This is a genomic window from Allobosea sp. P2_A10, from assembly GCF_056405115.1.
Map to the genome: position 1 here is coordinate 783,575 of NZ_JBFUCS010000001.1, position 26,779 is coordinate 810,353.

Annotated in this window: 24 protein-coding genes and 2 pseudogenes; 22 read left to right on the forward strand and 4 right to left on the reverse strand. The window is 65.2% G+C overall.

All coding sequences use genetic code 11. The annotated features are described in order from the left end of the window. Positions 1-87: 87 nt before the first annotated feature. Both AC1DZY_RS03835 and AC1DZY_RS03840 read left to right on the forward strand, forming a co-directional pair. The gene (locus tag AC1DZY_RS03835; protein ID WP_476818720.1) at positions 88-2,265 is read left to right on the forward strand and encodes a methyl-accepting chemotaxis protein; all 2,178 of its coding nucleotides are present in this window, start codon (positions 88-90) and stop codon (positions 2,263-2,265) included. A 61-nt stretch (positions 2,266-2,326) separates the two neighbouring features. After that, positions 2,327-2,599, forward strand: a pseudogene (locus AC1DZY_RS03840) (site-specific integrase); the annotation flags it as partial. 96 nt (positions 2,600-2,695) lie between these two features. On the opposite strand, the gene AC1DZY_RS03845 reads toward AC1DZY_RS03840, so the two are convergent. Next, positions 2,696-3,781, reverse strand: a complete 1,086-nt coding sequence (locus AC1DZY_RS03845) for a LacI family DNA-binding transcriptional regulator (protein ID WP_476818721.1) — start codon at positions 3,779-3,781, stop codon at positions 2,696-2,698. Positions 3,782-3,920: 139 nt separating this feature from the next. Between AC1DZY_RS03845 and AC1DZY_RS03850 the strand changes: the two genes are divergently transcribed. From AC1DZY_RS03850 to AC1DZY_RS03885, 8 genes are all read left to right on the forward strand, one after another. Next, positions 3,921-4,697: an ABC transporter permease gene (locus tag AC1DZY_RS03850; RefSeq protein WP_476818722.1), complete on the forward strand. Its 777-nt coding sequence runs from the start codon at positions 3,921-3,923 to the stop codon at positions 4,695-4,697. A gap of 4 nt (positions 4,698-4,701) precedes the next feature. Next, entirely contained in the window at positions 4,702-5,490 is a 789-nt protein-coding gene (locus AC1DZY_RS03855) for an ABC transporter permease (RefSeq protein WP_476818723.1), read from the forward strand. Between the two features lie 13 nt (positions 5,491-5,503). After that, entirely contained in the window at positions 5,504-6,301 is a 798-nt protein-coding gene (locus AC1DZY_RS03860; RefSeq protein ID WP_476818724.1) for an ABC transporter ATP-binding protein, read from the forward strand. Then, entirely contained in the window at positions 6,291-7,547 is a 1,257-nt protein-coding gene (locus AC1DZY_RS03865; RefSeq protein ID WP_476818725.1) for a DegT/DnrJ/EryC1/StrS family aminotransferase, read from the forward strand. Before AC1DZY_RS03860 ends, AC1DZY_RS03865 begins: the two co-directional genes overlap by 11 nt. A gap of 33 nt (positions 7,548-7,580) precedes the next feature. After that, positions 7,581-8,630 carry an ABC transporter substrate-binding protein gene (locus AC1DZY_RS03870; protein WP_476818726.1) on the forward strand — a complete coding sequence of 350 codons (1,050 nt, stop codon included), beginning with the start codon at positions 7,581-7,583 and terminating at the stop codon, positions 8,628-8,630. 83 nt (positions 8,631-8,713) lie between these two features. Continuing rightward, the gene (gene hpsN / locus AC1DZY_RS03875; RefSeq protein ID WP_476818727.1) at positions 8,714-10,027 is read left to right on the forward strand and encodes a sulfopropanediol 3-dehydrogenase; all 1,314 of its coding nucleotides are present in this window, start codon (positions 8,714-8,716) and stop codon (positions 10,025-10,027) included. Between the two features lie 3 nt (positions 10,028-10,030). Next, positions 10,031-10,801, forward strand: coding sequence for an SDR family NAD(P)-dependent oxidoreductase (locus AC1DZY_RS03880; RefSeq protein WP_476818728.1), 771 nt, complete (start codon positions 10,031-10,033; stop codon positions 10,799-10,801). Positions 10,802-10,814: 13 nt separating this feature from the next. After that, positions 10,815-11,804: a zinc-dependent alcohol dehydrogenase gene (locus tag AC1DZY_RS03885; protein WP_476818729.1), complete on the forward strand. Its 990-nt coding sequence runs from the start codon at positions 10,815-10,817 to the stop codon at positions 11,802-11,804. A gap of 184 nt (positions 11,805-11,988) precedes the next feature. Here AC1DZY_RS03885 and AC1DZY_RS03890 read toward each other — a convergent pair whose 3' ends face one another. Continuing rightward, positions 11,989-12,720, reverse strand: a complete 732-nt coding sequence (locus tag AC1DZY_RS03890; RefSeq protein WP_476818730.1) for a TetR/AcrR family transcriptional regulator — start codon at positions 12,718-12,720, stop codon at positions 11,989-11,991. On the opposite strand from AC1DZY_RS03890, the gene AC1DZY_RS03895 reads away from it, so the two are divergent. The 8 genes and pseudogenes from AC1DZY_RS03895 to AC1DZY_RS03930 all read left to right on the forward strand — a co-directional run. Continuing rightward, positions 12,719-13,645, forward strand: coding sequence for a ketopantoate reductase family protein (locus AC1DZY_RS03895; protein WP_476818731.1), 927 nt, complete (start codon positions 12,719-12,721; stop codon positions 13,643-13,645). The two genes, AC1DZY_RS03890 and AC1DZY_RS03895, sit on opposite strands and share 2 nt — an antisense overlap. A gap of 1 nt (position 13,646) precedes the next feature. Then, positions 13,647-14,744: an enolase C-terminal domain-like protein gene (locus AC1DZY_RS03900; protein ID WP_476818732.1), complete on the forward strand. Its 1,098-nt coding sequence runs from the start codon at positions 13,647-13,649 to the stop codon at positions 14,742-14,744. A gap of 13 nt (positions 14,745-14,757) precedes the next feature. Then, positions 14,758-15,882 carry a mandelate racemase/muconate lactonizing enzyme family protein gene (locus AC1DZY_RS03905; protein ID WP_476818733.1) on the forward strand — a complete coding sequence of 375 codons (1,125 nt, stop codon included), beginning with the start codon at positions 14,758-14,760 and terminating at the stop codon, positions 15,880-15,882. 50 nt (positions 15,883-15,932) lie between these two features. Continuing rightward, the gene (locus AC1DZY_RS03910; protein WP_476818734.1) at positions 15,933-16,217 is read left to right on the forward strand and encodes a sodium/substrate symporter small subunit; all 285 of its coding nucleotides are present in this window, start codon (positions 15,933-15,935) and stop codon (positions 16,215-16,217) included. After that, positions 16,214-17,854 (forward strand): sodium:solute symporter family protein, encoded by a 1,641-nt coding sequence (locus tag AC1DZY_RS03915; RefSeq protein WP_476818735.1) that lies wholly within the window; start codon positions 16,214-16,216, stop codon positions 17,852-17,854. Before AC1DZY_RS03910 ends, AC1DZY_RS03915 begins: the two co-directional genes overlap by 4 nt. Further along, a complete protein-coding gene (locus tag AC1DZY_RS03920; protein ID WP_476818736.1) occupies positions 17,848-18,339 on the forward strand; it encodes a hypothetical protein in 492 nt (163 codons plus the stop codon). Before AC1DZY_RS03915 ends, AC1DZY_RS03920 begins: the two co-directional genes overlap by 7 nt. 27 nt (positions 18,340-18,366) lie before the next feature. Then, the gene (locus tag AC1DZY_RS03925) at positions 18,367-19,107 is read left to right on the forward strand and encodes a haloacid dehalogenase type II (RefSeq protein ID WP_476818737.1); all 741 of its coding nucleotides are present in this window, start codon (positions 18,367-18,369) and stop codon (positions 19,105-19,107) included. 406 nt (positions 19,108-19,513) lie between these two features. Further along, positions 19,514-19,702, forward strand: a pseudogene (locus tag AC1DZY_RS03930) (FAD-dependent oxidoreductase); the annotation flags it as partial. 452 nt (positions 19,703-20,154) lie between these two features. Here the strand turns inward: AC1DZY_RS03930 and AC1DZY_RS03935 are convergent. Together AC1DZY_RS03935 and AC1DZY_RS03940 are read right to left on the reverse strand one after the other, a co-directional pair. Beyond that, positions 20,155-21,117, reverse strand: coding sequence for a Bug family tripartite tricarboxylate transporter substrate binding protein (locus AC1DZY_RS03935; RefSeq protein WP_476818738.1), 963 nt, complete (start codon positions 21,115-21,117; stop codon positions 20,155-20,157). A gap of 242 nt (positions 21,118-21,359) precedes the next feature. Beyond that, the gene (locus tag AC1DZY_RS03940) at positions 21,360-21,842 is read right to left on the reverse strand and encodes a MarR family winged helix-turn-helix transcriptional regulator (RefSeq protein ID WP_476818739.1); all 483 of its coding nucleotides are present in this window, start codon (positions 21,840-21,842) and stop codon (positions 21,360-21,362) included. A 564-nt stretch (positions 21,843-22,406) separates the two neighbouring features. Between AC1DZY_RS03940 and AC1DZY_RS03945 the strand changes: the two genes are divergently transcribed. The 4 genes from AC1DZY_RS03945 (at position 22,407) to AC1DZY_RS03960 (ending at position 26,768) form a co-directional block, all read left to right on the forward strand. Then, positions 22,407-23,186 carry a class II aldolase/adducin family protein gene (locus AC1DZY_RS03945; RefSeq protein ID WP_476818740.1) on the forward strand — a complete coding sequence of 260 codons (780 nt, stop codon included), beginning with the start codon at positions 22,407-22,409 and terminating at the stop codon, positions 23,184-23,186. 12 nt (positions 23,187-23,198) lie between these two features. Continuing rightward, positions 23,199-25,154, forward strand: coding sequence for an FAD-binding monooxygenase (locus tag AC1DZY_RS03950; protein WP_476818741.1), 1,956 nt, complete (start codon positions 23,199-23,201; stop codon positions 25,152-25,154). Positions 25,155-25,345: 191 nt separating this feature from the next. After that, the gene (locus AC1DZY_RS03955) at positions 25,346-25,783 is read left to right on the forward strand and encodes a hypothetical protein (protein WP_476818742.1); all 438 of its coding nucleotides are present in this window, start codon (positions 25,346-25,348) and stop codon (positions 25,781-25,783) included. Further along, positions 25,773-26,768 carry a sterol desaturase family protein gene (locus AC1DZY_RS03960; protein WP_476818743.1) on the forward strand — a complete coding sequence of 332 codons (996 nt, stop codon included), beginning with the start codon at positions 25,773-25,775 and terminating at the stop codon, positions 26,766-26,768. The genes AC1DZY_RS03955 and AC1DZY_RS03960 overlap by 11 nt, the downstream gene beginning before the upstream one ends. Positions 26,769-26,779: the final 11 nt, after the last annotated feature.

The following is a 26,779-nucleotide window of genomic DNA, read 5'->3' on the forward strand; positions in this document are numbered from 1 at the left end:
CCTATAGGTTCAAAACGAACCAAATATTCACAATGTTCGACGCACCTTGACCGAGATGCGGTGAAAGCATCGACAAGGATGCTCGTCATGAAATCTTTGAGCGCGAAAGCGATATTTCTGGTTGTAGGTATCTGCGTCTTGCTTGCAATGACGATGACCGCGATGTCCCACTTCGCGCTCAAAGCCGACGCTGAGGAAGATCTCAAGCAGACCGCTTTGGCGGCGAGAACGCGAGCTGGTGACGTGATTGCTAAGCTCGCTTCGCGAGTGGAAACATTCGCGGCAATCTATGCGGCGCATCCGGATTTGGTCGGCGCGCTTCTCGCTGGCGACAAAGGTCGGCTCGAGGGAACTCTGGTCAGCCAGTTCAAGAAGATTCATGAGCTCGATCCGATCGTCGGTAGCATGGAAGTAAGTGACGGGTCGGGCATTGTCGTGATGCGCGGGCACAACCCGAAAACCTACGGGGACGACAAATCCAAGGAGTTCCTGGTTGCCAAAGCCCTGGGCGGCCAGGTCGGCGTCGGCCTGACCGTTTCGCATACATCGGGCGAAGTCTCGACGGATGCGGTCGAGCCGATCGTAGCCGGCGGCAAACGCATTGGGACATTGAAAATTGGTTCGAGATTCCGGGCCGATACCGCTTTAGAAATCAAGCGGCTCGCTGGAGCGGAAGCGGTCCTGCTCTACAAGGGCAAGGTGAACGCATCTACGATCGCAAATTTGAAGGAGATCGTCGCTATCCCAGCTGCCGCTTTCAGCGACGCAGATACGGCAATTTTGGATGTAGACGGCGTTGCCTATCAAGCATCGGCGCTTTCGCTGCCCATCGTCGGCGGCGAACCACTCACTGTTTTGACGCTGACCGACCGCAAGCCGGTTCTTTCCAAGCTCACTGCTTTCGAAACCAGCCTGGCGCTGAAGGCGTTCCTGCTGATGTTATTGCTCGTGCCTCTAGTTGCCATTGTAACACGACGCGGCGTGCGAGCGATCGAAGACCTGACACGCACAATGAAGACCCTGGCCGGAGGCGATCTCGAAATTGCCATTCCCCATGCGCGCCGCACCGACGAGATCGGCGCCATGGCTGCGGCAATTGTCGTTTTTCAAGACAATGCGAAGCAGGTGCGTGCGTTTGAAGCCCAGGAAAAGCTGACTTCGGCGCAGCGCCTGGCACGAGCCGACGCGGTCGCAAAAGTCGTGGCCGATGTGGGCATCGCTGTCGATCGTGCGCGGCGAGGCGATTTTGGGGCCCAACTCAGCAGCAGTGATGTGCCACCGGAGCTGACAAATCTCGTTGAAGGCGTAGCTGCGATCAACGAGGCCGTCGATCAGGCAACTGGCGAGTTCGCGAGTGTCATGGACGCCCTTGCGCAAGGCGATCTCACTCACAGGGTCGAGGGTGCCTACGAAGGTCGCTTCGGCGAGCTCAAGACGGCGATCAACGGCACGATCGATCATCTGAGTGCAATGGTTTCGACCATCCAGGAGACGTCTGGCCAGGTCAGCGTGTCAGTACGCGAGATCACGATGGGTGCAACCAACCTTTCGCAGCGCACGGAGCAACAGGCCGCCTCGCTCGAGGAGACAGCCGCAACTACGGAACAACTTGCAGCGTCAGTGAAGCAGAGCAGCACCTCGTCGCGGCACAGTGTCGCCGTGGCGAATGAGGCGACCGGGATCGCCGAACACGGCGGCACCATTATCACGGAGGCCGTGAGCGCGATGGCGCGCATCGAGCAATCAAGTCGGCGTATCGCGGACATCACATCGGTCATCGATGAGATCGCATTCCAGACCAACCTGCTGGCGTTGAACGCTGCCGTTGAAGCAGCCCGCGCTGGAGATGCCGGTAAAGGTTTCGCGGTCGTCGCCTCAGAGGTCCGTGCTCTTGCTCAACGATCGAGCGAGGCGGCGAAGGACATCAAGGCCTTGATTGCGTCATCGAGCGGGGAAGTGTCCCAGGGCGTAGCCTTGGTCCATCAGACGGGCGACACCCTTGGGAAAATCGTCACCGCCGCCAAGAACCTGGCGGGTATCGTCGCGGATATTTCGGCGGCAAGCGGTGAGCAGGCGAATGGCATCGACGAGATGGCGCAGGTCGTCGCCCATATGGACGAGATGACGCAGCAAAACGCGGCGCTTTCGGAAGAGAGCGCCGCATCGGCCGATGCTCTAGAACAACAGATCGATCGCCTCAATCGGCTAGTCTCGGGCTTCAGGATCCGCGCCGATGTATCCGCGAGGTTGAGGCTTGTAGCCTGAGGCATCATCGGGTTGAGAGCAATGTTGGAAACGCTGCTCTGCAGTTGCTGAGAGGCAGAGGCTGTTTTCAAGCCGCAGCCGCACTGGCGATCACGTCACCACCAGACAATATGGGCGATTGCTCGACGAGTGGGGCGCACTCATTGACCTGGATCCCGCGCTGTCCGGGACGCGTAGCCTGCGGCGGACAAAAGTGACGCTGGTCTAAAAGCACACTGGCGACCTGCGAGCCTGCCAGCTCCTCTTGGGCCATTTGAAGCTCGAAAGTACGGTGCGATACCTTGGCGTCGAAGTCGATGACGCCTTGATCCTGTCGGAGCAGACCGATCTTTGAAAGCCAGACGGCACGGCAGTCACCGTCGCGCCGTCACCTGAGCCAATGACGGCTCCGAAATGCGAAATCGGGAGCGTCCGCTTCACGCTACGGCACTCACATCCCCTTTCGGTGAAATTCGGTTGCCTGCGGCATCCGAACCTGTGGTCCGGCAAGCCGCTGAGAGGACCGGCGGACCACGAGCTCAACGGGTAGCACTCTCTCCCTGTCGACCGTCTGATGCGCGATCATGGCCATAAGGGTCTGCGCCGCGAGATTGCCGATACGACCGGTAGGCACATGAACGGTGGTCAGCCCCGGCGAGACATGCGCCGACATGTCCAATCCGTCGATCCCGACCACGCTGAGGTCGTCTGGCACCGCCATGCCCCGCGCATGCGCCTCCTCGAGGCAGCCGATGGCGAACACGTCGATGCCACCGATGAGCGCCGTTGGCGGAACATCAAGGTCGAGCAGCATCGCGCAGCCGGCCCTGCCGCCGGCCAGCGTCAACGTTTGTTCGACGACAAGGGAGTCGGGGAGCGACAGGCCCGCCTCCACCAGCGCCGCCCTGGCGCCGGAAAGCCGCGCCCTCTGGCGATCATTGAACTGGAGATGACCGGCGATCATGCCGATCCGGCGGTGTCCGAGTTGGATGAGATGCTCGGCCGCCAGGCGCCCTGCCAGACCGTTGTCGATGGTGACGGCGGTGAAATACCCATCTGCGCACCATGTCAGCACGACAGGCAGGCCCGATGTCTTCAGAAGAGCGGTGGTTTCCGGGGCCCGCTCCGCGCCGACCAGCATCAGCCCGTCCACACCGCGTCCGAGCAAAGCGCGGACGGCTTGCGTCTCGGCGGCGGGGCTGCCCTCGTGGGATGCGACCAGCAGCAGATAACCCGACTGGGCCAGTGTCGCCTGCATCGCCTGCAGCGCACGCGCGAAGATCGCGCTGTCGAGCGTGGGCACGATGGCGCCGATGGTCATGGAGCGGCCGGACGCGAGCGCCCGCGCGGCGCCATCGGGGAGATAGCCCAAGCGCTGGGCGCTGGCCCGAACCCGCGCGAGCGTATCCGGCGATAGGAGGTCGGGCTGGGCGATGGCCCGTGACACGGTTGCAGGCGACACGCCGGCGTCCCTGGCGACATCGCTCAGCTTGACGCGCCCTCCGATCAAAACCGCTCTCCATGAAATTTCTTTCATATCGTCTAGCCGCGAAATCCTGGGCTAACAAGCTGCTCCAGCGCGTCGGGGAAGGTTTTAACGAAAGATTGACATTCGTTCGGCGATCTGGAACGTTTCTTGAAAGCGCTTTCATAAGAAGGGCGCGTTGGGAAACGTCATGATTGGACGACGGGCATGGGCCGGCTTGGGCTCGGTGGCGGCTGTGCTGCTGTTGTGGTTCGGCTTGACCACGGCGACGGGCTTCGTCTCGCCCGGCCGCTTCCCTTCGCCTGCGGATTTCTGGCTGTCGCTGAATCAGGTCGCCATGCGCGGCTATGCCGGCGCCGGGCTCGCGGCCCATGCTCTCCAGAGCGTCAAGCTCGTCGTGATGGGCTTTCTTGTCGCGATCGCCACCGGCGTGCCGCTCGGACTCTGGATGGGCTGGGACCGCCGGGCGGAGGCGGCGATCAATCCGATCTTCCTGATCATACGGCCGATCCCGCCGCTGGCCTGGATCCCGCTCGCCATCCTCTGGCTCGGTCTCGGCGATGGCGCCAAGATCATGGTGATCTGGTTTGCCGCTTTCGTACCATCGGTGATCAATTCATTCGCCGGCGTGCGCAACATCGACCGGCCGATCATCGAGGCCGCGCAGATGCTGGGCACGCCGCGCTGGCGGCTGATCACGGAGGTGGTCGCACCGGCCGCCGCGCCGATGATCTTCACCGGCTTGCGCCTGTCCTTGCAGGCGGCCTGGACCACGCTGGTCGCGGCCGAACTGGTCGGCGCCCTGGCAGGGATCGGCTTCGTGCTGAACGTGGCCCAGCAGGACATCTATCCGGGCATGATTCTGGTCGGGATGGTCACGGTCGGCGTGCTCGGCTGGGCGACGACTTACATTCTGAGCCTGGCGGAGCGCCGCGCGCTCGCCTGGAACGTGGCGGGGAGGGATTGAGCCGATGCAGCCGCTCCCTCTGCGCATGATCGAGAAATGGGCCTGGGGCGCCCTGGGCCTCGTCGGTTTCATCGGACTATGGGCTGCGCTGTCTGCCTTCGGCATCGTGCCGCGCCAGTTCCTGCCTTCTCCGCTCGACGTGCTGGCGCGCTTCGTCCATCTACTGACCAACCCCTTCGCGGGCGCAACGCTTCCGCAGCATCTGGCCTCGAGCTTTCAGCGCTATGCCTATGGCGTACTGCTCGCCGCCTTCATCGGCGTGCCGCTCGGCCTGCTGATGGGCTGGTTCCGCTGGCTCGACGATATCGTCACGCCGCTCTTCGATGGGCTGCGTTTCATCGCGCCGATCGCCTGGGTGCCGTTCGCGGCGCTGTGGTTCGGCGTCGGCATCGGCGGACCGATCCTGATCATCTTCGCCGGCGCCTTTCCGCCCTGCCTGATCAACGCCTATCGCGGCGCGCGCTTCGTCGAGCCGAGGCTGATCGAAGCCGCGCGCATGCTCGGCACCGGGCATCTGCGGATGATCCTGGAGATCCTGCTGCCGGCGGCGACGCCCTCGATCGTGTCTGGCCTGCGGGTCTCGGCGGGGCTCGGCTGGCAGTCGCTGGTCGGGGCGGAACTGATCGTGGCGGCGGCCGGCGTCGGATTCATGATGGTGCAGGCCCAGGCCAATGTCGCGACGCCGACGGTCATGGCCGGGATGGTCGCGATCGGTCTCGTCGGCATGGCGATCGACGTGATGTTGCGGCAGGGCGAGGCCTGGCTTCGCCGCCGCCGCGGCCTTCAGGCGTAAGAGGACGAAGACGATGGGATCGATCCGTTTCGACAAGGTCGACAAGGTCTTCGGGCCCGCATCGGCCGGCGTTAAGGCGCTCGACGACATCAATCTGGAGATCGCCGACAAAGAGTTCGTCGCGATCGTCGGGCCTTCCGGCTGCGGCAAGACCACCTGCCTGCGCATGGTCGCCGGCTTCGAGCCACCCAGCGCCGGCATCGTCAGCGTCAACGGCAAGGCTGTCACCGAGCCGGGGCCCGATCGCGCCGTGGTCTTCCAGCAATTCGCGCTGTTTCCGTGGAAGACGGTGCGCGAGAACATCGAATTGGGCCTGCGCAACAAGAACCTGCCGAAGGGCGAGCGAGACGGGCTGGTCGCGGGCGCGCTCCAGCTGATGAACCTCGAAAGCCATGCCGACGCCTTTCCGCATCAGCTCTCGGGCGGCATGCAGCAGCGCGTCGCGATCGCGCGCGCCTATGTGCTCGACCCCGAGGTGCTGCTGATGGACGAGCCTTTCGGGGCGCTCGACGCGCAGACCCGCGTCGTCATGCAGGAGGAGTTGGTGCGGCTGGCGCGGGTCAATCCGCGCACCGTGCTGTTCATCACCCACGCCGTCGAGGAGGCGGTCTATCTCGCCGACCGCGTCGCGATCATGACGCGGCGTCCCGGTCGCATCAAGGAGGTGCTCGACATCAAGGCGATCCGCCAGGCCGAAAACTGGGACCGCCATGAGCGCATCGAGGACGTGATGGACCTCGAATCCTTCGTGCATCTGCGCACCCAGATCTGGAAGTCGCTGCGCGAGGAGAAGGGCGCCCATGGGGTCTGAGCTCGCCCTGATCCCGCGCCTGCAGCGCGACCTGACCGAACCGGAGCCGATTCCGGAGGCGGGCATCGCGCGCGCCGTCGAACTCATGCGCTCGGGCCGGCTCTTCCGCTATGGCGAGATGGGAGCGGACCAGAATGATGTCGCGCTGCTGGAGCAGGAGTTCGCGGCTTTCACCGGGCGACGCTACTGCGTGGCAGTCAATTCCGGTGGGGCGGCCCTGTGCCTGGCGCTGAAGGTGCTGGATGTGCAGCCGGGCGAACCGGTGCTGCTCAATGGCTTCACGCTCGCGCCCGTGCCCGGCGCCATCCTGCATGCCGGCGCCCGGCCCGTTCTGGTCGAGATCGGCGCGGATTACGTCATCGATTGCGAGGATCTGCGCACCAAGGCCCGCGCTTCGGGCGCGCGAATCCTACTGCTGTCGCATATGCGCGGGCACATCGCCGATATGGATGCCGTAATGGCCGCCTGCGAGGAACTGGGGCTGCTGCTCGTCGAGGATTGCGCCCATGCGCTCTGCGCCATGTGGGGTGGCCGTACCATCGGAACCTTTGGTGCGGCAGCGGCCTTCAGCGCCCAGACCTACAAGCATCTGAACGCCGGCGAAGGCGGCTTTCTGGTCCTCGACGACGCCGATCGCGCCGCACGCGCCATTCTCCATTCTGGCAGCTACATGCTGCACGGGCAGCATCTGAGCGCGCCGCCTCCCGAGCTCATCGCAGGCTGGGAAGAGGATACGCCGAACTTCAGCATGCGCATGACGGCGCTCGCCGCCGCGCTGCTGCGGCCGCAACTGCAGGACCTGCCGCGCCGGGCCGCACGCTGGAACGCGATTCACGACCGGATCGGCAGCGCCATCGCACACTCGCAGCATGTCCGCCTGCCGCCGCGCTCGCCCAAGGAGCGATACTCGGCGACATCCGTTCAGTTTTCGCTGCTCGGCTTCGCGGATGGCGAGATCGCCGCCGTGCTCGATCTTTGCGCCGCCCGTGGCCTGCCGATCAAATGGTTCGGTGCCGGCCGGCAGCGCGGCTTCACCAGCGCACCGCGCCATTGGCGCTATGCCGGCGAGCAGGGGCAGATGCAGCAGACCCACGCCATTCTGGCGGGGCTCTGCGACATCCGCACGCCCCTGTCGCTGACCGATGAGGATTGCGACCTCGCCGCCGAGATCCTGCGCGAGGCCATCGAGACCATCGTCTCCGCTCGGGCGGGGACAGGGGAAACCGGGCGAGCCGCGACAGGCTGAGATCGGGCTAACGACAACAGGGAGAAAACCAAGATGAAACGCATCATTGCCGGACTTGGTATCGCCGCCGCGCTGACCTGCGCCGCGGTTTCGCCGACGCAGGCCCAGACAGCGATCGGGGTCAGCTACCAGCCGTCGCTCTACTGGGCGCTGCCTTTTCATTACGCGACGGTGAAGGGCTGGTGGAAGGATGTCGGCCTGACGCCGAACTTCTCGACCTTCCCGGCCGGCGCGCCGCAGATCGCGGCCTCGGCGGCCAAATCATGGGATGTCGGCGGCACCGGCTCGGTTCCCGCCGTGCTCGGAGCCGTGCGCTTCAACATCCTGACGATCGGGATCACCAACGACGAGTCCAAGACCAATGCGATGATGGTCCGCGGCGACAAGTTCGAGGCGATCAAGGCCGATCCGAAGCTGCTGAAAGGCCAGAAGCTGCTGCTCACCACCAACTCCACGGTGGATTTCGCCGCGCGCAAATGCCTGGCCAAGTACGGGCTGGCGCAGAGCGACATGCAGTTCGTCAATCTCGGCCAGGCCCAGATCATCACCGCGATCACCTCCAACAATGGCGATGTCGCCGGCGTCTGGGCGCCCAACACCTACACGCTCGAGGAGCGGGCCAACGCGAAGTATCTCTGCTCCGGGGCCGATGCGAACGCCATCGTGCCCGGCGCGCTGATCGTGCGCGGCGAGTTCGCTAAGGAGAAGCCAGAGGACGTCGCGAAGTTCCTCGCCGTCTTCCTGCGCGGCTGGTCCTGGGCCAAGGCCAACCCGGCCGAGGCGCGCACGCTGGCGCTCGATTTCTACAAGCAGGGAGGTCTCGAGGTGACGCCCAAGGCGATGGATGAGGAGTTCGCGCTGCGACCGACCTTTGGCCTCGACGAGCAGCTGAAGCTGATGGCGCGCGCCTCCGGCGCTTCCACCGTCGACGGCTGGTTCTCCGAGATCGGCAAGTTCATCACCGATGTCGGCACGATCCCGGCGAACCCGGATGCCAAGAGCTACCTGACCGACGATTTCCTCAAGCGCGTCGCGGCCGATCCCAAGCTCAAGGCCTTCGCGACCGAGTTCGACAAGAAGTGACTTGAAACCGCGACATGACGAGCAGCGGCGGTCTCCGGGCCGCCGCCACATCCACTCCCTTTCGACCGCAAGCGGACAGCGCCATGGCCATCACCCATCTGAAGACCGCCACCAAGACGCCCGAGACCGAAACCGATGCGGCGCGCGAGGTGGTCACGGCCATGCTGGCCGCGATCGAAGCCGGCGGCGAGCAGGCGGTGCGCGATTACGCCCGGAAGCTCGACAAATGGGACGGCGACATCGTGCTGGACAAGGCGGCCATCGCCGCGCGCATCAGCGACATCCCCCAAAGCGTCAAGGACGACATCAGCTTCGCGGCGGGACAAGTCCGGCGCTTCGCGCAGGCGCAGCGCGACTCGTGCCGGGATTTCTCGATCGAGATATCGCCGGGCCTGCATCTCGGCCAGAAGCTCGTGCCGGTGAACACCGCCGGATGCTATGTGCCGACGGGCCGCTACGCCCATATCGCCTCGGCCTACATGTCGGTCGCCACCGCCAAGGCCGCCGGTGTGAAAACCGTCGTCGCCTGCTCGGCGCCCTTTCGCGGCCAGGGCATCCATCCCCACGTGCTGTACGCGATGACGGTGGCGGGAGCCGACATCATCATGTGCCTGGGCGGCGTGCAGGCCATCGCCGCCATGACCTTCGGTCTGTTCACCGGCCAGCCGGCCGACATCATCGTCGGGCCCGGCAACAAGTTCGTTGCCGAGGCCAAGCGTATGCTGTTCGGCAAGGTCGGGATCGATGTCTTCGCCGGCCCCTCGGAAGTCGCCGTCATCGCCGATGACGGCGCCGATCCGCTGATCGTCGCGACCGACCTCGTCGGGCAGGCGGAGCACGGCCATGAAAGCCCGGCCTGGCTGATCACCTCCTCGCGCCGCATGGCCGACGAGGTTGCCCGGCTGATGCCGGAACTGATCGCGACCCTGCCGCCGACCGCGCGCGATGCGGCCGGGGCCGCCTGGCGCGACTATGGCGAGATCGTGCTCTGCGACACGCGCGAGGAGATGGTGGCGGTATCCGACGCCTACGCCTGCGAGCATCTGGAGGTGCATTGCAGCGAGCTCGACTGGTGGCATGCCAATCTCAGCAATTACGGCTCGCTCTTCCTCGGCGAGGAAACCAATGTCGCGTTCGGCGACAAGGTTTCGGGTCCCAACCACATCCTCCCGACGAAGTTCGCGGCCCGCTACTCGGCGGGGCTGTCGGTCCACAAATTCCTGAAGCCCCTGACATGGCAGCGCATGGACCGCGAGGCCTGCCAGCGCGTCGCGCCGGTCTCGGCCCGCATCTCGCGGCTGGAGGGCATGGAGGCCCATGCCCGCACCAGCGACGCGCGCATGGCGAAGTACGCGCCGGGCTCGAATGTCGATCTCGGCGCTCCAGTCGAGGTCTGAGCGATGTTCAGGCTCGCCTCGCTCTTCGACCTCACTGGCAAGACGGCGCTGGTCACCGGCGGCAACAGCGGCATCGGCCTCGCCATGGCCCGTGCGCTCGGGTTGGCGGGCGCCCGTCTCGTCATCGTCGCGCGGCGCGAGGATGCCCTGCGCGAGGCGGCAGAAGGGCTGATGGGAGAGGGGATCGAGACCGATTTCACAGCTGCGGACCTTGCCTCATCCGAGGCCGGCACGGAGCTCGCCGCAGCCTGCGGGCGGCTCGGGCGGTCGATCGACATTCTCGTCAATGGTGCCGGGCTGAACCTGCGCCAGCCCTTCATCCACGTCACGGCCGAGAGCTTCGACCTGCACATGGCGGTGCATCTGCGTGCGCCCTTCCTGCTGACCCAGGCTTTTGCGCCGGCTATGGCGCAGCGCGGCTATGGCCGCATCGTCAACATCGCATCGCTGCAGAGCTACAGGGCCTTTCCGGATAGCGCGCCCTATGGCGCGGCGAAGGGGGGCGTCGTGCAGTTGACGCGGGCGATCGCGGAAGAATGGTCGCGACACGGCGTCACCTGCAACGCCATCGCGCCGGGCTTCTTCCCGACGCCGCTGACGGCGGCGGTCTTCGCTGACCCCGCGCGCGCTGCCAAAAATGCGAACCAGACCGCCATCGGCCGTAACGGCGAACTTGACGATCTCGCTGGCGCCACCGTTTTCCTTGCCGCGCCAGCCTCGGCCTATGTCACCGGGCAGACGCTTGCCGTCGATGGCGGCTTCACCGCGAAATGAAGAGCGCCGCCGCATGAAGGCCCTAGTCTATATCGGCCCCAACAGCCTCGTCTTCCGCAACGAGCCCGACCCGGTGCCGCAGGCCGACGAGGTCCTGGTCCGGGTTGAGGCCGTCGGCATCTGCGGCTCCGACATGCACGCCTATCACGGCTTCGACGCCCGCCGCCCGCCGCCGCTGATCCTCGGCCATGAGGCGGCGGGGCGGATCGCGACAGGGCCACGCGCTGGAGAACGCGTGACGATCAACCCGCTCGTGGTCGATCCCGACTGTCCGTATGCGATCGAGGGTCGCTGGCATCTCTCTCCGACGCGGCAGATCATCTCGATGCCGCCGCGACCAGGCGCGTTCGCGGAGCTGGTCCGCATCCCGCTGCGCAATCTGACGCCGATCCCCGACACGATGCCGGTCGCCCATGCAGCGCTCGCCGAGCCCGTCGCCGTCTCCTGGCATGCGGTACGGGTCGGGATGCAGCGTCTGCATCAGCCTCTCTCGGCCTGCCGCGTCGTCGTGCTCGGCGGGGGCGCCATCGGGCTGGCGGCCGGGCTCGTCGCCCGCCTGTTCGGCGCGCGCCATCTTCTGCTCGGCGAAACCAATCCGCTTCGGCGTGAGACGCTCCTGGCGGAAGGGTTTTCCGTCTATCAGCCGGGGGGCGACGAGCCGCCGGACAACAGCATCGACCTCGTCATCGATGCCGTCGGCGCCGATGCGACGCGCGCTGCCGCCTGTCGTCTGGTGCGGCCCGGCGGCGTGATCATCCATGTCGGTCTGCTCCCCGGCCAGGGCGGCCTCGACGTTCGAAAGATCACCCTGCAGGAGATCACGCTGGCCGGGGTCTATTGCTATACCCCCGCCGACTTCGCCCAAGCAGTCCAAGCCCTCGCCATGGGGCGTCTCGGCGATCTCGGCTGGATCGAGCAGCGCTCTCTCAGCGAGGGCGGCCACGCCTTTGCCGACATCGATGGCGGGCGCGTGGGCGCAGCAAAAATCGTTCTCAACACCTGACGCGGGATTCGCAGTTCATCGGGAGGTCGGCACAGCCGCTTGGACGCTGTCTGGACTGCCGAGTGGCGCTCTCCTGTGAATGCTAACGTGCTTCAAGATTAAACCGCTGCTACTCGGCAACTCGGGCTTGCGCACCACCGGCGCGGGTCGAACTCAGCCGGCATTCGGCGGAAGCCGAGCGTGGTCAGTCAGACCGCGAGATCGATTTAAGTGCCGGTGCTACGATCGCCTGAAGCCGCTCGCGCGAGGGCTTTGTCTTGGCGACGACGTTGAGGCCTTGGACCAAGCATATGAGGAACGGTGCCGCCTTCGCGGCCTGCGCCGGCGCGTCCCCGACCTCGACGGCGCGAACTAGCGCTGACGAGAAGGCGGCTTCCAACCTCGCGAAATGAGTCTGCACCTTCGCGGCGATCTCGGGATCGCGCGCCGCCAGTTCGACGGCGGCATTGGTCGCCAGACAACCCCAGCGGCGCCTGCCGTCCAGTATCGAGTCAACGAGATACGCGAAATAAGCATGGATGCCGGCGGCGCCTGAGGGCGCGCCGACGATACGCTCGATCGCTTGCTTCGAGACCGTGCTGGCGTAGCGGTCGAACGCCGCCAGAAACAGCGAGCGCTTGTCGCCATAGGTGCCGTAGAGGCTACCGGGGTTTAGACCCATCGCACGGCATAATTCCTGGATTGGCAGGCCGTCATAGCCCTTTTCCCAAAAGCGTTCGACGGCGAGATCGAGCGTAGTCTCGGGGTCGAATGTCCTAGGGCGGGCCATGGCGCGGTAGCTCCAGAGTTTCGTTTTCGTTGAAATAGCTGTGCTGCTGCCTGTAGGCGAGGCGCTTGACCGATTATTTTTGAGCGCATATTCAGGAATCGTAATTGAATAATAATTCAAGAACTGGTTTGAGAGCGATTCTGGCATGCGCGTAGCGATGATGGGAGCTGGCGGCATCGGCGGCTATTTCGGCGCCAAACTGGCGCTGGCCGGCGCGGATGTGCGTTTCGTCGCGCGCGGTTCCCATCTCGCGGCGCTCCGCGAGCATGGCCTGACGGTCGAGAGCGACCAAGGCGCGATCAAGCTTCCCAATGTGCAGGCGAGCGACGATCCGCTCGCCTTCGGTCCGGTCGATCTCGTCGTGATCGGCGTCAAGCTCTGGGACACCGAAGACTCGGCGCGCGCCGTGCTGCCCCTCGTGCAGGCGGGTGCGGCGGCCGTCTCGTTCCAGAATGGTGTGCGCAAGGACGCGATCCTGCGCGACGCGCTCGGTTCGCAGGCCGTGCTCGGCGGCGTCAGCTACATCGCAGCCTCGATCGCGAGGCCTGGCGTCATCCGCCATGTCGGCGCCATGCAGAAGCTGGTCTTCGGAGAGTTCGGCGGGGCGGCCTCGGCCCGGACCCAGGGCCTGCTCGACGCCTGCCTTGCCGCCGGCATCGACGCGCAGATCAGCCCCGATATCGGCCGTTCGACCTGGGAAAAATTCGTCTTCCTCGCTGGGCTCTCGGGCGCAACGACGGCGATGCGCTCGCAGATCGGTCCGATCCGCGAGAATCCGCGCACCCGCGCCTTCCTGCTCGGGCTGATGCGCGAGGTCGTCGCCGTCGGCCGCGCCAGCGGCATCGCGCTGCCGGAGGATTTCGCCGAGAACCGTCTCGCCTTCTGCGATACTTTGCCGGCGCAGATGACCTCGTCGATGCATGGCGATCTCGATCGCGGCAACCGGCTTGAACTACCCTATCTGAGCGGCAACGTCGTCGAGCTGGGCGAGCGGTTCGGCATCCCAACGCCGCTCAACCGGGCCGTGGTCGATATCCTGGCCTTGCACCAGGACGGCAGGACGACCGCCTGAAATGACTGCTCCCGTGCCGATCATCACCGGATTTCGCGCGGTCACCGTCAATGTGCCGATGGCGCGCCCGCTCGGCACCAGCGCCGACACCGTGCGCCACGCGCCGCTGCTGCTGATCGATATCGAGACCGATCAGGGCATCACCGGCCACGCCTATCTCTTCTGCTATGTCGCGGCGGCCGGCCCGGCCATTGCCCATCTGCTCGGCGCTGCGCTCGATAGCGTCAAGGGTGATCCGGTTTCGCCGCAGGCGATCGCGACCAAACTGCACAAACGCTTCCGCCTGATCGGCGTGCAGGGCGTGGTGCGGATGGCGCTCGCCGGGCTCGATGTCGCGCTCTGGGATATTCTGGCAAAAGCCGCCGGCCTGCCGCTGGCCGCCATGCTCGGCGCGACCCTTGCCCCAATCCGCGCTTATAACAGCAATGGCCTTGGCCTGATGGCGCCGGAAGCCTGCGCCGACGAGGCAATCGAACTGCTGGAGGGCGGCTTCACCGCAGTGAAGCTGCGGCTCGGCCGTCCGACGCTCGCCGGCGATCTCGCCGCTGTGCGTGCGGTGCGGAAGCGCCTGCCCGATGATGTCGCGCTGATGGTCGATTTCAATCAGGCGCTCAGCCTCGCCGATGCGCTGGAGCGCGGCCGGGCGCTGGATCTCGAAGGTATCTACTGGATCGAGGAGCCGATCCGGCACGACGATTATTCCGGCTACGCAAGGCTGACCGCGATGCTGACGACGCCGATCCAGATCGGCGAGAACTTTTCCGGGCCGACCGCGATGGCGACGGCATTGGCGGCCAAGAGCAGCGACTACGTCATGCCTGATCTCGAGCGCATCGGCGGCGTCACCGGCTGGATGCGCGCTGCCGGGCTCGCGGCGGGCGCCGAGATCGCGATGTCCTCGCATCTCTTCCCGGAGGTCAGCGCCCATCTCCTCGCGGCGACCCCGACGGCGCATTGGCTCGAATACATGGACTGGGCCGGCGCGATCCTGCGCGATCCGGTCGCGGTGGTCGACGGCATGGTCACGCCGTCGGCTGCGCCCGGCGTCGGACTCGCCTGGAATGACGAGGCGGTCGCGCGCTATCGGCTCGCGCCATGAGGGCCGCCGCGCCGTGTCTGCCCTTCCGAGCCGGCCCGCGCCGGTGAAGATCACGGCGGTCTCCACGATTCTGATACGCCTGCCTTTCACGAAGGCCGGGCCACCGATGATGTTCGGCGGCAAGCCCTGGGACACGATGCCGATCCTGTTCCTGCGCGTCGACACGGACGAGGGCATCACCGGCTGGGGCGAGCCGTTCGGCTATCCCGCGATCACCGCCGTCCGCACCGTGATCGAGACGCTGGTCGCGCCGAACCTGATCGGCCGCGATCCGACGGACATCGCCGGCCTGACTCTCGAACTGCAGAGGAAGCTGCATCCGTTCGGACGCAATGGCGGTGCCATGTGCGCGATCTCGGCGGCCGACATCGCGCTCTGGGATATTGCCGGCAAACGGGCCGGGCTGCCGCTGCATCAGCTGATCGGCGGCGCACGCACCGACACGCTCGAAACCTATGCCAGCCTGCTGCGCTACGGCACGCCGGGTCTCGTCGGCGAGGCGGTCTCGCAAGCGCTAGGTCGCGGTCACCGGCTGATCAAGCTGCACGAGATCGGGCTGGCCGAGGTCGCTGCCGCGCGTGCCGCGGCAGGCCCGGAGGTCGAGATCATGCTCGACACCAACTGCCCATGGAGCGCCGAAGAGGCCGTGCGGATGGCGCACGCGCTCGAGCCGCACCGGCTGCACTGGCTCGAGGAGCCGGTGTGGCCGCCCGAGGATTACGACGCTCTGGCTCGTGTCCGGGCGACGGGCATGACGGTCGCGGCGGGCGAGAACGTCGCCGGCGTCGTCGCCTTCCGCCACATGTTCGAGAAAGGCGCTGTCGATGTCGCGCAGCCGGGCGTGACGCGCTGTGGCGGCCTGAGCGAGACCTTGAAGGTCGTGGCGCTGGCCGAGGCCTTTGGCGTGCGGCTGGTGCCGCATTGCGCCCAGTTCGGGCCGGGCTATCTCGCGTCGCTGCACCTGACCGCGGCGCTGGCGACGGTCACGCCGATCGAGCTGCTCTACGCCGATCTCGAAGCCAGCCCGTATCCGGAATTCACGACGGCGCAGGCCGGTCGCGTGCCGGTTCCGCAGGGGCCGGGTCTCGGGTGCGAGCCGGATGCCGCGATCCTGAAGCGCTTTCGATCGGACGATTGAATTTACCAGAAGCCCGGCCAAACGGGCGTGTATCAATGGGGAGGAAGACGATGGACACCTATCGCAAGGAGGCCCGTCTGACGATCGGCTTCTTCGTTCTGTATCTGCTTACGGCGCATACCGCGCCCTGGGCGCTGATCCTCGGCACCAACAACGGCGTCCGCATCTTCGGCTTCCCGCTGCACTATTTCATGGCGGTGTTCCTCGGCTGGGTCGGTGTGCTCGCCGTCTCGATCTGGTGGAACATCGCGGCCGACAAGCTCGACGAGGAGATCGCTGCTTCCGACGGCCCGGCCGTCGCCCCCGCTCCGATACAGGAAGGAGAGCGGACATGACCGCCGCATCCTGGCAGCTCAGCAATATCTGGCTCGGCATCGGCGTCAGCGGCGCGATGTTCGTGCTCTACTATTGCGTCGCGCTCTACTTCCGAGGCGAGACCCACAGCGAGCGCGATCTCTATCTGGCCGGCCGCCAGATCGGCCCGATCATCAACTCGCTCGCGGCGGCCGCGACCTGGATGAGCGTCGCGACCTTTCTCGGCGTCGTAGCGCTGATCCAGCAGTTGCACCTGCCCTTCGTCTACATGTGGATCCAGCTGATCCTCAGCGTACCGTTGCTCGTCCTGTTCTACGGCGCGATGCTGTGGCGGCTCGGGGTCTACACCTCGGTCTCCTTCGTTCGTGTGCGCTACGGCCAGGGTGTCGCCTATCTGGCCGCCGGCTGGATGATCCTGATCATGCTTATGTACATGATCGGCCAGTTCATCGGTGTCGCCAAGGTCTTCGAGGTCCTGCTCGGCCTGCCTTATCTCGCCTCGCTGATCATCTCGGCGCTGGTGATCACCGGCTACATCACACTCGGCGGCATGAAGGGGGCGACCTATAACGACGCCATCCAGATGATCATCATGCTGCTGACGCTGCTCCTGCCGCTGGCGGCGATCCTGAAGCAGCTCGATGCCACCGGCTGGTGGTTCCCGCCGCTCGGCTACGGCAACATGACCGACGCCATGCTCCAGCGCATTCCGGACTTCTTCGATCTGAAGTTCGATCCGCGTTTCTTCCTGGCGCTGTTCGTCGCGCTGACCCTGGGCACGCTCGGCCTGCCGCAACTGGCTCAGCGCGTCTTCACCTCGTCCAGCATCAAGGATGCGCGTCGCACCGTGCCGTGGTTCTGCTTCTGGGTCGGCCTGACCTTCTCGGGTGTCTACGCGGTCGGCTTCGCTGGCGTGTTCCATTTCGCGCGGCTGGGCCAGACCCTGCCGCCGGCGGCGGCCGACAAGACGACATTGCTCCTGAACCTCGCCTACAATCCGGAGTGGGTCAGCGCGCTCGTCATCGCCGGCGCGCTCGCAGCGGGCGTCTCGACCATCGCTGGACTGATGATCGGCGTCGCGACGGTCGCCAGCCATGACATCGTCGGCATGCTCAAGCCCGATCTCGACGAGAAGGCCAAGCTGCGCTGGGGCTACATCGCCCTGATGGTCACCGGCGTCGTCTCTCTGCTGATCTCGCTCAACCCGCCGCCCTTCCTGATCATCTCGATCTTCTGGGCCTTCGGTCTCTGCGCCTGCACGATCACGCCGATGCTGGTGCTCGGCGCCTGGTCGACGCGGATCAACAAATACGGCGCCTTCGCCGGCAGCGCTCTCGCCGGCATCCTCTACATCGTGATCTCTCCCTACGTCTTTCCGCAATTCGCGGTCGGCAAGGGGCTGATCGCGAATTTCGGCTATGCCGCAGCTCTGGTTGCGGTCCCGATCGGCTTCATCGCGACCATTCTGGTGTCGCTGGCCGCCGAGAAGGTCTCTGGCGCGGTCGATGCGGCCACGCGCACGCACACTCAGGCACTGGTCGAGGGCATGCATGGCTGGCCGAGTGTGACCGGCATGCGCTATGGCGCCTCCGGCTGGCTCCTCGTGCTCTGCGTGCTCTGGCTGCCGGTTCTCTGGTGGGCGCTGCGGCCATGGTGAGCCTGCCCGTCGTCCTGCCGCAGCGCGCCGCCGGGCTCGGCGTGCTGCTGCTCGGCCTGAGCTGGAGCGGCGGCGTGTATCTCGCCCGCCACGAGATCGTTGCGGCGTCCGGCCTGCCGCCAGGCGAGGCCTTCGGCTATATCGCGGCTGGCGGGGTCGGTGCGGTCGCGGCATCCTGGTTCGGCATTGGGGCCGTGCTGTTTGCGATGACGCGGCTGCTGCGCGCCCGCGTGCCGTTCTGGAATGTGCTCTGGGCGCTTGCCGGCGCCTTGCCGCCGCTCTGGCTCGCGGCGCCGGCGGCTGCCATGATCCGCGGCGGCGATACCCGTCTTGCGCTTGCCGCGGTGGTAGCGGTCGCCATCGTCGTGTTCCTCGGCATGGCGACGCATGCGATCGCGGAGGTTACCGGCCTGTCGCGGCTTCGCGCCGCTTTCTGCCTTGTGCTCACGGCGGTGTTTTGCCTGAGCGTCGCCACCCTGAGCTGAACCCGTCTTCGCCAGAAAGCAGCACCGATGACCACCAAGGCTTTTGTTTTCGACGCCTACGGCACCCTCTACGACGTCCAGTCCGTTGCCGGCATCACCGATGCCGCCTTTCCCGGCCAGGGCGAGTACATCACACAGCTCTGGCGGATGAAGCAGCTCGAATACACCTGGCTGCGCTCGCTGATGGGGCGGTATGAGGATTTCTGGTCGGTGACGCGGGCCTCGCTGCACTACACCTTGAAGACGCTCGGACTGGAGGCGACGCCCGACTTGTTCGAGCGGCTGGCCCAGGCCTACAACACGCTGAAGCCCTATCCCGACGCGCGCGCCGCGCTCGAGGCGCTTGCCGGCCACGAGTGCGCGATCCTGTCGAATGGCAGCCCGACGATGCTGGCGGCGCTCGTGCGCAACAGCGGCTTCGAGGATCTGCTGAAGACGGTCATGAGCGTCGATGACAAGAAGGTCTTCAAACCCGACCCGCGCAGCTACGAGCTGGTCGAGGAGCGGCTCGGCGTCACGCCGGATCAGGTGATTTTCGTTTCGTCGAACGGCTTCGATGTCGCCGGCGCGAAATCCTTCGGCTTCAGGGTCGCCCGGATCGAGCGGGTTTCGCCGCAGGCGCTGCGCGACGAACTGTGGTCCGCCGACTTTATCGGCCCCGGGAACATGTTCAAGGCGATGCGGATGCAGGCGGAAACGATAGGGTTCGATGCGGATTGGACAATAGGGTCTCTCAGCGAACTCGCGGGGCTGAACGTCTCGCGCTGATCGGCTTCTCCGGCTAGAGCCTGGGTCGATGCAAAGGATGTCCGCACCGGGGCGCGCGGGATATATCAGGGCTGCCTAGAAAAAAGTTTAGTAATTTCAGCAGGTTGTGTTCCTTCGGATTTGCGAGATTTGTATGATGGCCTGGACTGAAATTGCTCGTTGCTAATGTCGGCGCGCTTCAGGGAGTGACCTGCCACCGAGATGTCATCCAGCGGCGATTGGAGCCTCAGCGGGCCTGATCCGGTCCCATTTTCTGGATCGCCGGAGAGTGGCGTTTTCCTGCCTTTGTCACGGTGACGGGCGGTGAGCGCCACCGTGGTTCTGCAATGAGATCGGCGGCTTATGGCCGATGGCCCCATGCAGCCGATCCTCGTTGTGGTATCTGCGCCAAGCCTCCAACTTTTCCTCCGGGCCCGGTCTAGCCGAAGCCGGCGTCGAACTCGGCGCGCTCGGCGAGGTCGTCGTCGATGCCGCCTCGGCTAACAGCGTGCCGTCGATCCATGCGGTCGGCGACGTCACCAATCGCATCAGCCTCGCCCCTGTTGCGATCCGCGAGGACCATGCTTTCGCCGACTCGGTCTTCGGCGGCCAGCCGTAGCAGATGGACCTCGGAGCGCCGCCGAGGAGCTGGTGACGATGCGGTCGGCACGACCGGGGTAAGAACTGCGCCTGTGAAAAGTTGCGTCTTGCCACAGAAGCCTTGAACCTCAGGAACTCTCCGGGCCCCTGCGCAACGGACCGAGAAAAGGCCCGCATAAGAGGGAGAGCCGTGATCATCAAAATGCGGGCCGGCATCCCGATCCACGACAACGCTTTCAACGATATCGGCCAGTTTCGGAAGCCAAGATATCCAGGGCGCGTCGGCCTTGGCTAAAGGCCGACTAAATTACAACGATATTTCAAACACATAAGTGTTCGCAGCTTTATCCTGAATGGCGCGCCATTTCCTGGCTCTTTTTGTGGCCTGTAGCCTGAAAAGCGGCCCTCCCTGCTCCAGGCTATCAAGCCGCTGGAGGACGCCCATTCTGCTGCGGAGGGCACCGCTGATCAACTCGGCTTGATGCCGGCTTCCTCAACGACGCGATTGGCGCGCTGGACTTCGTTTTCGATGAACTTTGCGAAGCTGGCCGGATCCTCCGTGACGGGCTCCGCTCCGAGCGCGGTCAGCCGGTCGATGATGTCGCGTTCTTTCGAGGCCGCCTGCACGGCCGCGTTGACACGCTTCACCGTGTCGGCGGGCAGGCCTTTCGGACCCCAGAGCCCGTACCAGAGCGTGAAATTGAGATCGTTCAGGCCAAGCTCCGCGGCAGTCGGCACGTTCGGCAGCACCGGGCTGCGCTGCGCGCCCAAAACCGCGAAGGCGCGCACGGTGCCGTCATTGACGTAAGCCACCGCGGAGCCGAGCGGCGCCACCATCAACGGCACCTGCCCGGCGAGGACATCGGTCATTGCCGGCGCCGTGCCGCGATAATTGACCAGCTCCGCCGTCGTCCCCGTCCGCCGCTTGAAGCTCTCGGTCGCGAGATGGCCCATGCTGCCCAGTGCCGAATTGGCAAAGTTGAACTTGTCGGGCTCAGCCTTCATCCGAGCGATCAGCTCCGTCATCGTTGCCGGCGTCTTTGCCGTCGAGCCTATCAGGATCATCGGCGAGGTCGCGAAGCGCGAGATCGGGGTGAAGTCCGCCAGCGGATCGTAGAGGACATGGCGCATGACATGCCTGGCCATGATGTGGATGTCGGCGTTGGTCAGGTAGGTCGCGCCGTCGGGCGCGGATTTGGACACCTCCGCGGCGCCGATCGTGTTGCTTGCTCCGGCCTTGTTCTCGACGACCCAGGATTCATCGAGGGCAGGCGCGAGCCGCTGGGCGTAAAGCCGCCCGATGACGTCGATAGCGCCGCCAGGCGCCGCAGGCACGATGAGCCTGACGAGCTTGCGTTGAGCCATGGCGGCGCGCGGCGCAAGGGTCCCGGCCGCGAGCCCCATCAGGGCGGTGCGTCGTGTGATGGTCACCAGATTTTCCTCCGTTTGCGGCCGCTTCAGTGGCGGCTCTCGCTTGTCTGCAAGGGAAACGTCGTCGGTCGGGGCCTCGTCGCAACGGGCGTCGGGATGGCGCGCCCGGTCGTCGAACAGGCTTTCCAGCCAATAAGGCCGCATACTTATTATCAGTATGCCTCGTATCTTCGGACTGTCAAATCCAGGCAGCKCACCGCCCGATCGACCTGGGCGCGGATTTCAGGCGGCCAGACCGTCGATCAGGCCGCTTCCGGCGGATTCACCGCTGCGAGCCGCAGCGGCGCGCGCGAGGCGTCGTTGTTCAGTTCAACGAGTTGCGACAGCATGCGCATGAAGATCTCGCGATCCGCCGGCGCGAGAGGAGCCAGGATGCGTTCCTGGGCGCGACGCGCCAACGGCTCGGCCTCTTTGAGGGCGAGATCGCCCTTCGGCGAAAGATGCAGCACCTTGACGCGCTTGTCCTCCCTGCTGCCAGAACGCTCGATCAGGCCTTTCGCCTCCATCCGCTCCAGGACGTTGCCGAGCGTCGAGCGATCGAAGGCGACGAGCGCCGACAGCCTTGTCGCATCGATGCCTGGGTTTTCGCGCACCGCGACCAACGCCGCATACTGGACCGGGGTCAGGTCGACGGGCGCACATTCTTCGAGGAAGATCGAGACCGCGATCTGCTGGGCGCGCCGGATGAGATGGCCGGGCTTCTGATAGACATCTTCCATCGACATCGTCGGTTTGCCTTTTTGTGGCGGTGGGCGAATTTCACTACGGGAGTGCGTGCAGCGCGGTTTCGTCGCCGCTCGGCAGAAGCGAATACTGACCGGCCATCGCCGGCGTCAGGCTTTGGATGGTATGCTTTCATTCCGTAGACTGTCAAAATATTGCTGCTCTGCAGCATTCTCGTCAATCGCCGTTCTGATGCGGCCAAGGCATTTCGACCCCCGCTAATCGGCCAGATCCGAATACGCTCTGGTCGGCTCGCAGCGACGCCACAGCAGGGCCGCCCTCGCCTCTCGCCGCAAAGCCAAAGCGAGTGCGGTTGACAGGATACGGTCCGTGCGTATCCTGTTATTCAGTATACGGACGATCCATAGAGATCGGGCAAACGGGAGGATCGATCTGGTGATGTCCGGTTTCGGGGAACCTGCAGCGTTGCCACCGAGCGACCGCCGGCGTCTCACGTTCCTCCATGCGTTCCATTTCGATGCCCGTGTCGCCAACACATTCCGGGCCGGTCGCCGGCTCACACCGTAAACGCTGAAAACCAGCTGATTTTCGAAAAGGACCGGACGATGTGCACTGCCGATCATGGCCATCCGATCGCCGTCGACGTCGCCGACACGGCCAGCGCCTCCGTTGCGCCATCGCCGGAGATGATCGAGGAGCTCGTCGCGGCCAATCACATCCTGTTCGACCAGGGCGTCGTCGACGCGTTCGGTCATATCAGCGTGCGCCACGACAGCCGGCCAGACCGTTTCCTGCTCGCCCGCAACATGGCGCCGAGCCGGGTCACGGCCGACGATATCGTCGAGTTCACGCTCGACGGCGAAGCTGTGAACGCAGCCGGGCGCCGGGTTTATCTCGAACGCTTCATCCATGGCGAGATCTTCCGCAGGCGGCCCGACGTGATGGCGGTGATCCACAGCCACTCCCATTCGATCGTGCCGCTCAGCGTGGTGAAGGGCATGAGGCTGCGCGCCATCTTCCACATGGCGGGCTTCGTCGGCCAGGGCGCGCCGGTGTTCGAAATCCGCGAGGCCGGCGGCGATGCGACCGATCTCCTGATCAGCAACAACCATCTGGGCCGCGCCCTGGCGGAGCATTTCGACGGGCACGACATCGTGCTGATGCGCGGCCATGGCTCGACCGTCGTCGGCGGCTCGATCAAGCAGGCGGTCTACCGGGCTGTTTATGCAGAGCTCAATGCCCGCTATCAGTTGCAGGCGATGCAGCTTGGTGACGTCACCTATCTCACCGAGGGCGAGAGCCGCTCCTGCATCGCCAATATCGAGGCGCAGGTTCACCGGCCCTGGGACATGTGGCTCGAACAGGCGCGGGCGCGGCGGCGCTGACGGGTCGCCTCCATGCAATTCCATCTCAATGGTTTCCGGACTGGCGATCCCGGCGTGTCGATGCGGCCCGGCGGCCTTGCGGACGCGCAAGGCCATGACAATTTGCCGGAGGAGGTCGACGTCCTGATCGTCGGCTGCGGCCCGGCCGGACTGACATTGGCTGCGCAGCTCGCGGCCTTTCCCGACATCACGACCCGGATCGTCGATCAGAAGCCCGGCCCACTCGAACTCGGGCAGGCCGATGGCATCGCCTGCCGGACGCTCGAAATGTTCCAGGCTTTCGGCTTCGCCGAACGTGTCCTCAAGGAGAGCTACTGGGTCAACGAGACCGTGTTCTGGAAGCCGGACGAAACCCGGCCGGAGACCATCATCCGCAGCGGGCGGATCCAGGACGTCGAGGACGGGCTCTCGGAAATGCCCCATGTGATCCTGAATCAGGCACGGGTGCACGACTTCTTCCTCGACGTGATGCGCAATTCGCCGACCGGGCTGGAGCCGAACTATTCCCGGCGCCTGCTCGACCTCGCGATCGACACAAGCGGCGCAGCCAATGGCATCGACTTGGGGCATCCGGCGACCGTGAGGCTGGAGCGCCTCGACCCCGCGCGTGAGGGGCAGATCGAGACCGTCCGGGCGCGCTATGTCGTCGGCTGCGATGGCGCGCGCAGCGCCGTGCGCAAGTCGATCGGGCGCGCCCTGGACGGCGATTCCGCCAACAAGGCGTGGGGCGTCATGGACGTTCTGGCGGTGACCGACTTTCCCGATATCCGGTTGAAGGCGCTGATCCAGTCCGCCGGCGAAGGCAGCATCGTCCTGATCCCGCGTGAAGGCGGCTATCTGGTCAGGATCTATGTCGAGATGGACAAGCTCAGCGAGAACGAGCGGGTGGCGAGCCGCAACATCGGCGTGGAGCATCTCATCGCTGCGACGCAGCGCATCCTGCGGCCCTATACGCTCGATGTCCGCGAGGTCGCCTGGTGGTCGGTCTACGACATCGGGCAACGCCTCTGCGACAAGTTCGACGACGTACCGGCCGACGAGGTGACGCAACGCCTGCCCTGCGTCTTCATCGCGGGCGACGCCTGCCACACCCATAGCCCGAAGGCCGGCCAGGGCATGAACGTCTCGATGCAGGACAGTTTCAATCTCGGCTGGAAGCTCGCCGCCGTGCTGCAGGGGCGATCCCCGCCGCAGCTGCTGCACAGCTATTCGGCCGAGCGGCAGGCTGTCGCGCAGGAATTGATCGAGTTCGATCGCGAATGGGCGAAGATGCTCAGCGCGCCGCTTAAAACGTCGGAGAACGGTGAAGGTGTCGATCCCAGGGCGGTGCAGGACTATTTCGTCAGGCATGGACGCTATACCGCCGGAACCGCCACACGTTACGCGCCCTCGGGCCTGACCGGCGCATCGACGCATGCGCATCTGGCCGCCGGAATGCCGATCGGCGCCCGCTTCCATTCCGCCCCGGTGGTGCGCCTCGCCGACGCCAAACCGCTTCAGCTCGGCCACGTCGCACAGGCCGACGGGCGCTGGCGTCTCTTCGCCTTTGCCGACTCGGCCGATCCCGCGTCCCCGGCGTCACGCCTGCGCGCGCTGTGCGATTTTCTGGCGCGTTCGCCCTCGTCGCCGATGCGCCGGCACGGATGGGCGGATGGCGATGCGGACGCCATCATCGACGTTCGCGCGATCTTCCAGCAAGGCCATCGCGATCTGGCTGTCGATGCGATGCCGGCCTTTCTCCTGCCGCGGAAAGGCCGCCTCGGCCTGATCGACTACGAGAAAATGTTTTGCCCGGACCTGAGCGGCGGCACGGACATCTTCAACATGCGCGGCATCGACCGGGAGCAGGGCTGCGTCGTCGTCGTTCGGCCCGACCAATATGTCGCCCATGTCCTGCCGCTGGACGACTTCGCGGGGCTATCGGCGTTCTTTGCAGGCTTCATGACGACGCAGGCCTGTACCGCCTGACGGACCGCGATTTTCTCGGCGCCGCAATCCAGGTCGGACGGAGCCGTGCAGGCGCAGGGGCGTGGCTTCGATGTCGCGCCGGAAATGGCGCTTGGCATGCGCCGACAGGCGGACATTCGTCGACTGGAGCCAAATTCTCAGCCGGCTCCGCGCATCTGATCAAACCACGTGCACAGGACAAAGATCATAGCATGATCTCCATCCTTGGCCGCGAGCATACACAGGCGACCGAGGCGTTGGTTGAGATCGTCGCCCGCTTCGACCCGTTGCCACCGCGAGACCCGCCGCGTTTCGCGGAGGTCGACTGCGCCGGACAGGTTTTTCGCGAGCATGTGCTTGCGCGAATGCATCCCGACACCACGTCGATCTCGACCACGAGCGGGCTCCCGCTCTCGTCTATGTCCTGCGCCACCGAGGACCTGCCTGCCTCACGTCCAACGTGCTCGCGACAGGATCTGGCCCGTTGCCGCACGGCAAGGCCATGGCGCTCGGCATCCTTCGGCCGGGGCCCATCGCAGCACTACGCGGCGTTAACCACTGACCGAGGGAATTTCGCCGCGGTCATGATTCCTGAAAACTCGTCGGTTTTACTGGCGCGCAACAAGGACCGCCCGCGCGATGATCAGTGATCTGGTTGCCAAGATTCTCGACAGGATATCCGGCGCCAGCCTGCTGGCGACGGGCCTGCTGCTGTTGACCGCGCTCGGCAGCGCGCTGATCGCCTATTGGCGCACCGTCGAACACAAGAGCTGGCGCGAATTCTTCGATTTCGTCTTCCCGCACGAGATCATCACCCATCCATCGGCCAAGGCCGACCTGCTGTTCTGGGTGACGAAGAAGGCGTTGATGCCGTTCCTGATGCTGCCGGCCGGCGTCACCTTCGTCGTCGCGGTCGGCTACGGCACGAACCAGCTGTTCTCGGCGCTGCTCGGAATCCAGTCGCCGCTGATCGCGGGACCGGCGGGCGTGACCACGGTCGTGCTGTTCACGATCACCATGCTGCTCGCCTACGACATCTCCTATTACCTCTACCATGTCGCCCAGCACCGCTATCCCGTGCTCTGGGAGCTGCACAAGGTCCACCATTCGGCCGAGGTGATGGTCGGCATCACCAAGGACCGCGTCCACCCGCTCGACGAACTGATGAACCGCATCTGGGACGGCGTCATCCCCGGCATCTGCTTCGGGATCTGGTCGCTGGTCTCGCTCAATCTGGTCGAGCTCACCGTCTTCGGCGTCAACGTTTATGTGATGCGCAACATCCTGATGATGGACTTCGTCAGGCATACCCATTTCAAGATCTCGTTTGGATCGCTGAACAACGTCGTGCTGTGCCCGCACTGGCACCAGCTGCACCACAGCGTCGACCCTCTGCATTACGACAAGAATTTCGGCCTGCTGTTCTCCTTCTGGGACCGTTTGTTCGGGACGCTGTGCGTGCCCAGGCCCAATGAGGACTTCAAATTCGGCCTGATGGAGCGCGGCGTGCGCGACTACCAGTCGCTGCAGGGCCTCTATCTGATGCCGCTGAAGCGGATGTGGGGCCATGTCGCCCGCCGCCTGCGCGGCGACAAAAGCGCGCCCGCCGAGGGCTCTGAAGGCGTGAAGCCGTGAACGCGCATGTT

Coding starts and splice junctions, on each gene's coding strand:
- AC1DZY_RS03835 (WP_476818720.1), top strand. CDS start 88: ATGAAATCTTTGAGCGCGAAAGCGATATTTCTGGTTGTAGGTATCTGC.
- AC1DZY_RS03845 (WP_476818721.1), bottom strand. CDS start 3,781: ATGAAAGAAATTTCATGGAGAGCGGTTTTGATCGGAGGGCGCGTCAAG.
- AC1DZY_RS03850 (WP_476818722.1), top strand. CDS start 3,921: ATGATTGGACGACGGGCATGGGCCGGCTTGGGCTCGGTGGCGGCTGTG.
- AC1DZY_RS03855 (WP_476818723.1), top strand. CDS start 4,702: ATGCAGCCGCTCCCTCTGCGCATGATCGAGAAATGGGCCTGGGGCGCC.
- AC1DZY_RS03860 (WP_476818724.1), top strand. CDS start 5,504: ATGGGATCGATCCGTTTCGACAAGGTCGACAAGGTCTTCGGGCCCGCA.
- AC1DZY_RS03865 (WP_476818725.1), top strand. CDS start 6,291: ATGGGGTCTGAGCTCGCCCTGATCCCGCGCCTGCAGCGCGACCTGACC.
- AC1DZY_RS03870 (WP_476818726.1), top strand. CDS start 7,581: ATGAAACGCATCATTGCCGGACTTGGTATCGCCGCCGCGCTGACCTGC.
- hpsN (WP_476818727.1), top strand. CDS start 8,714: ATGGCCATCACCCATCTGAAGACCGCCACCAAGACGCCCGAGACCGAA.
- AC1DZY_RS03880 (WP_476818728.1), top strand. CDS start 10,031: ATGTTCAGGCTCGCCTCGCTCTTCGACCTCACTGGCAAGACGGCGCTG.
- AC1DZY_RS03885 (WP_476818729.1), top strand. CDS start 10,815: ATGAAGGCCCTAGTCTATATCGGCCCCAACAGCCTCGTCTTCCGCAAC.
- AC1DZY_RS03895 (WP_476818731.1), top strand. CDS start 12,719: ATGCGCGTAGCGATGATGGGAGCTGGCGGCATCGGCGGCTATTTCGGC.
- AC1DZY_RS03890 (WP_476818730.1), bottom strand. CDS start 12,720: ATGCCAGAATCGCTCTCAAACCAGTTCTTGAATTATTATTCAATTACG.
- AC1DZY_RS03900 (WP_476818732.1), top strand. CDS start 13,647: ATGACTGCTCCCGTGCCGATCATCACCGGATTTCGCGCGGTCACCGTC.
- AC1DZY_RS03910 (WP_476818734.1), top strand. CDS start 15,933: ATGGACACCTATCGCAAGGAGGCCCGTCTGACGATCGGCTTCTTCGTT.
- AC1DZY_RS03915 (WP_476818735.1), top strand. CDS start 16,214: ATGACCGCCGCATCCTGGCAGCTCAGCAATATCTGGCTCGGCATCGGC.
- AC1DZY_RS03920 (WP_476818736.1), top strand. CDS start 17,848: ATGGTGAGCCTGCCCGTCGTCCTGCCGCAGCGCGCCGCCGGGCTCGGC.
- AC1DZY_RS03925 (WP_476818737.1), top strand. CDS start 18,367: ATGACCACCAAGGCTTTTGTTTTCGACGCCTACGGCACCCTCTACGAC.
- AC1DZY_RS03940 (WP_476818739.1), bottom strand. CDS start 21,842: ATGTCGATGGAAGATGTCTATCAGAAGCCCGGCCATCTCATCCGGCGC.
- AC1DZY_RS03945 (WP_476818740.1), top strand. CDS start 22,407: ATGTGCACTGCCGATCATGGCCATCCGATCGCCGTCGACGTCGCCGAC.
- AC1DZY_RS03950 (WP_476818741.1), top strand. CDS start 23,199: ATGCAATTCCATCTCAATGGTTTCCGGACTGGCGATCCCGGCGTGTCG.
- AC1DZY_RS03955 (WP_476818742.1), top strand. CDS start 25,346: ATGATCTCCATCCTTGGCCGCGAGCATACACAGGCGACCGAGGCGTTG.
- AC1DZY_RS03960 (WP_476818743.1), top strand. CDS start 25,773: ATGATCAGTGATCTGGTTGCCAAGATTCTCGACAGGATATCCGGCGCC.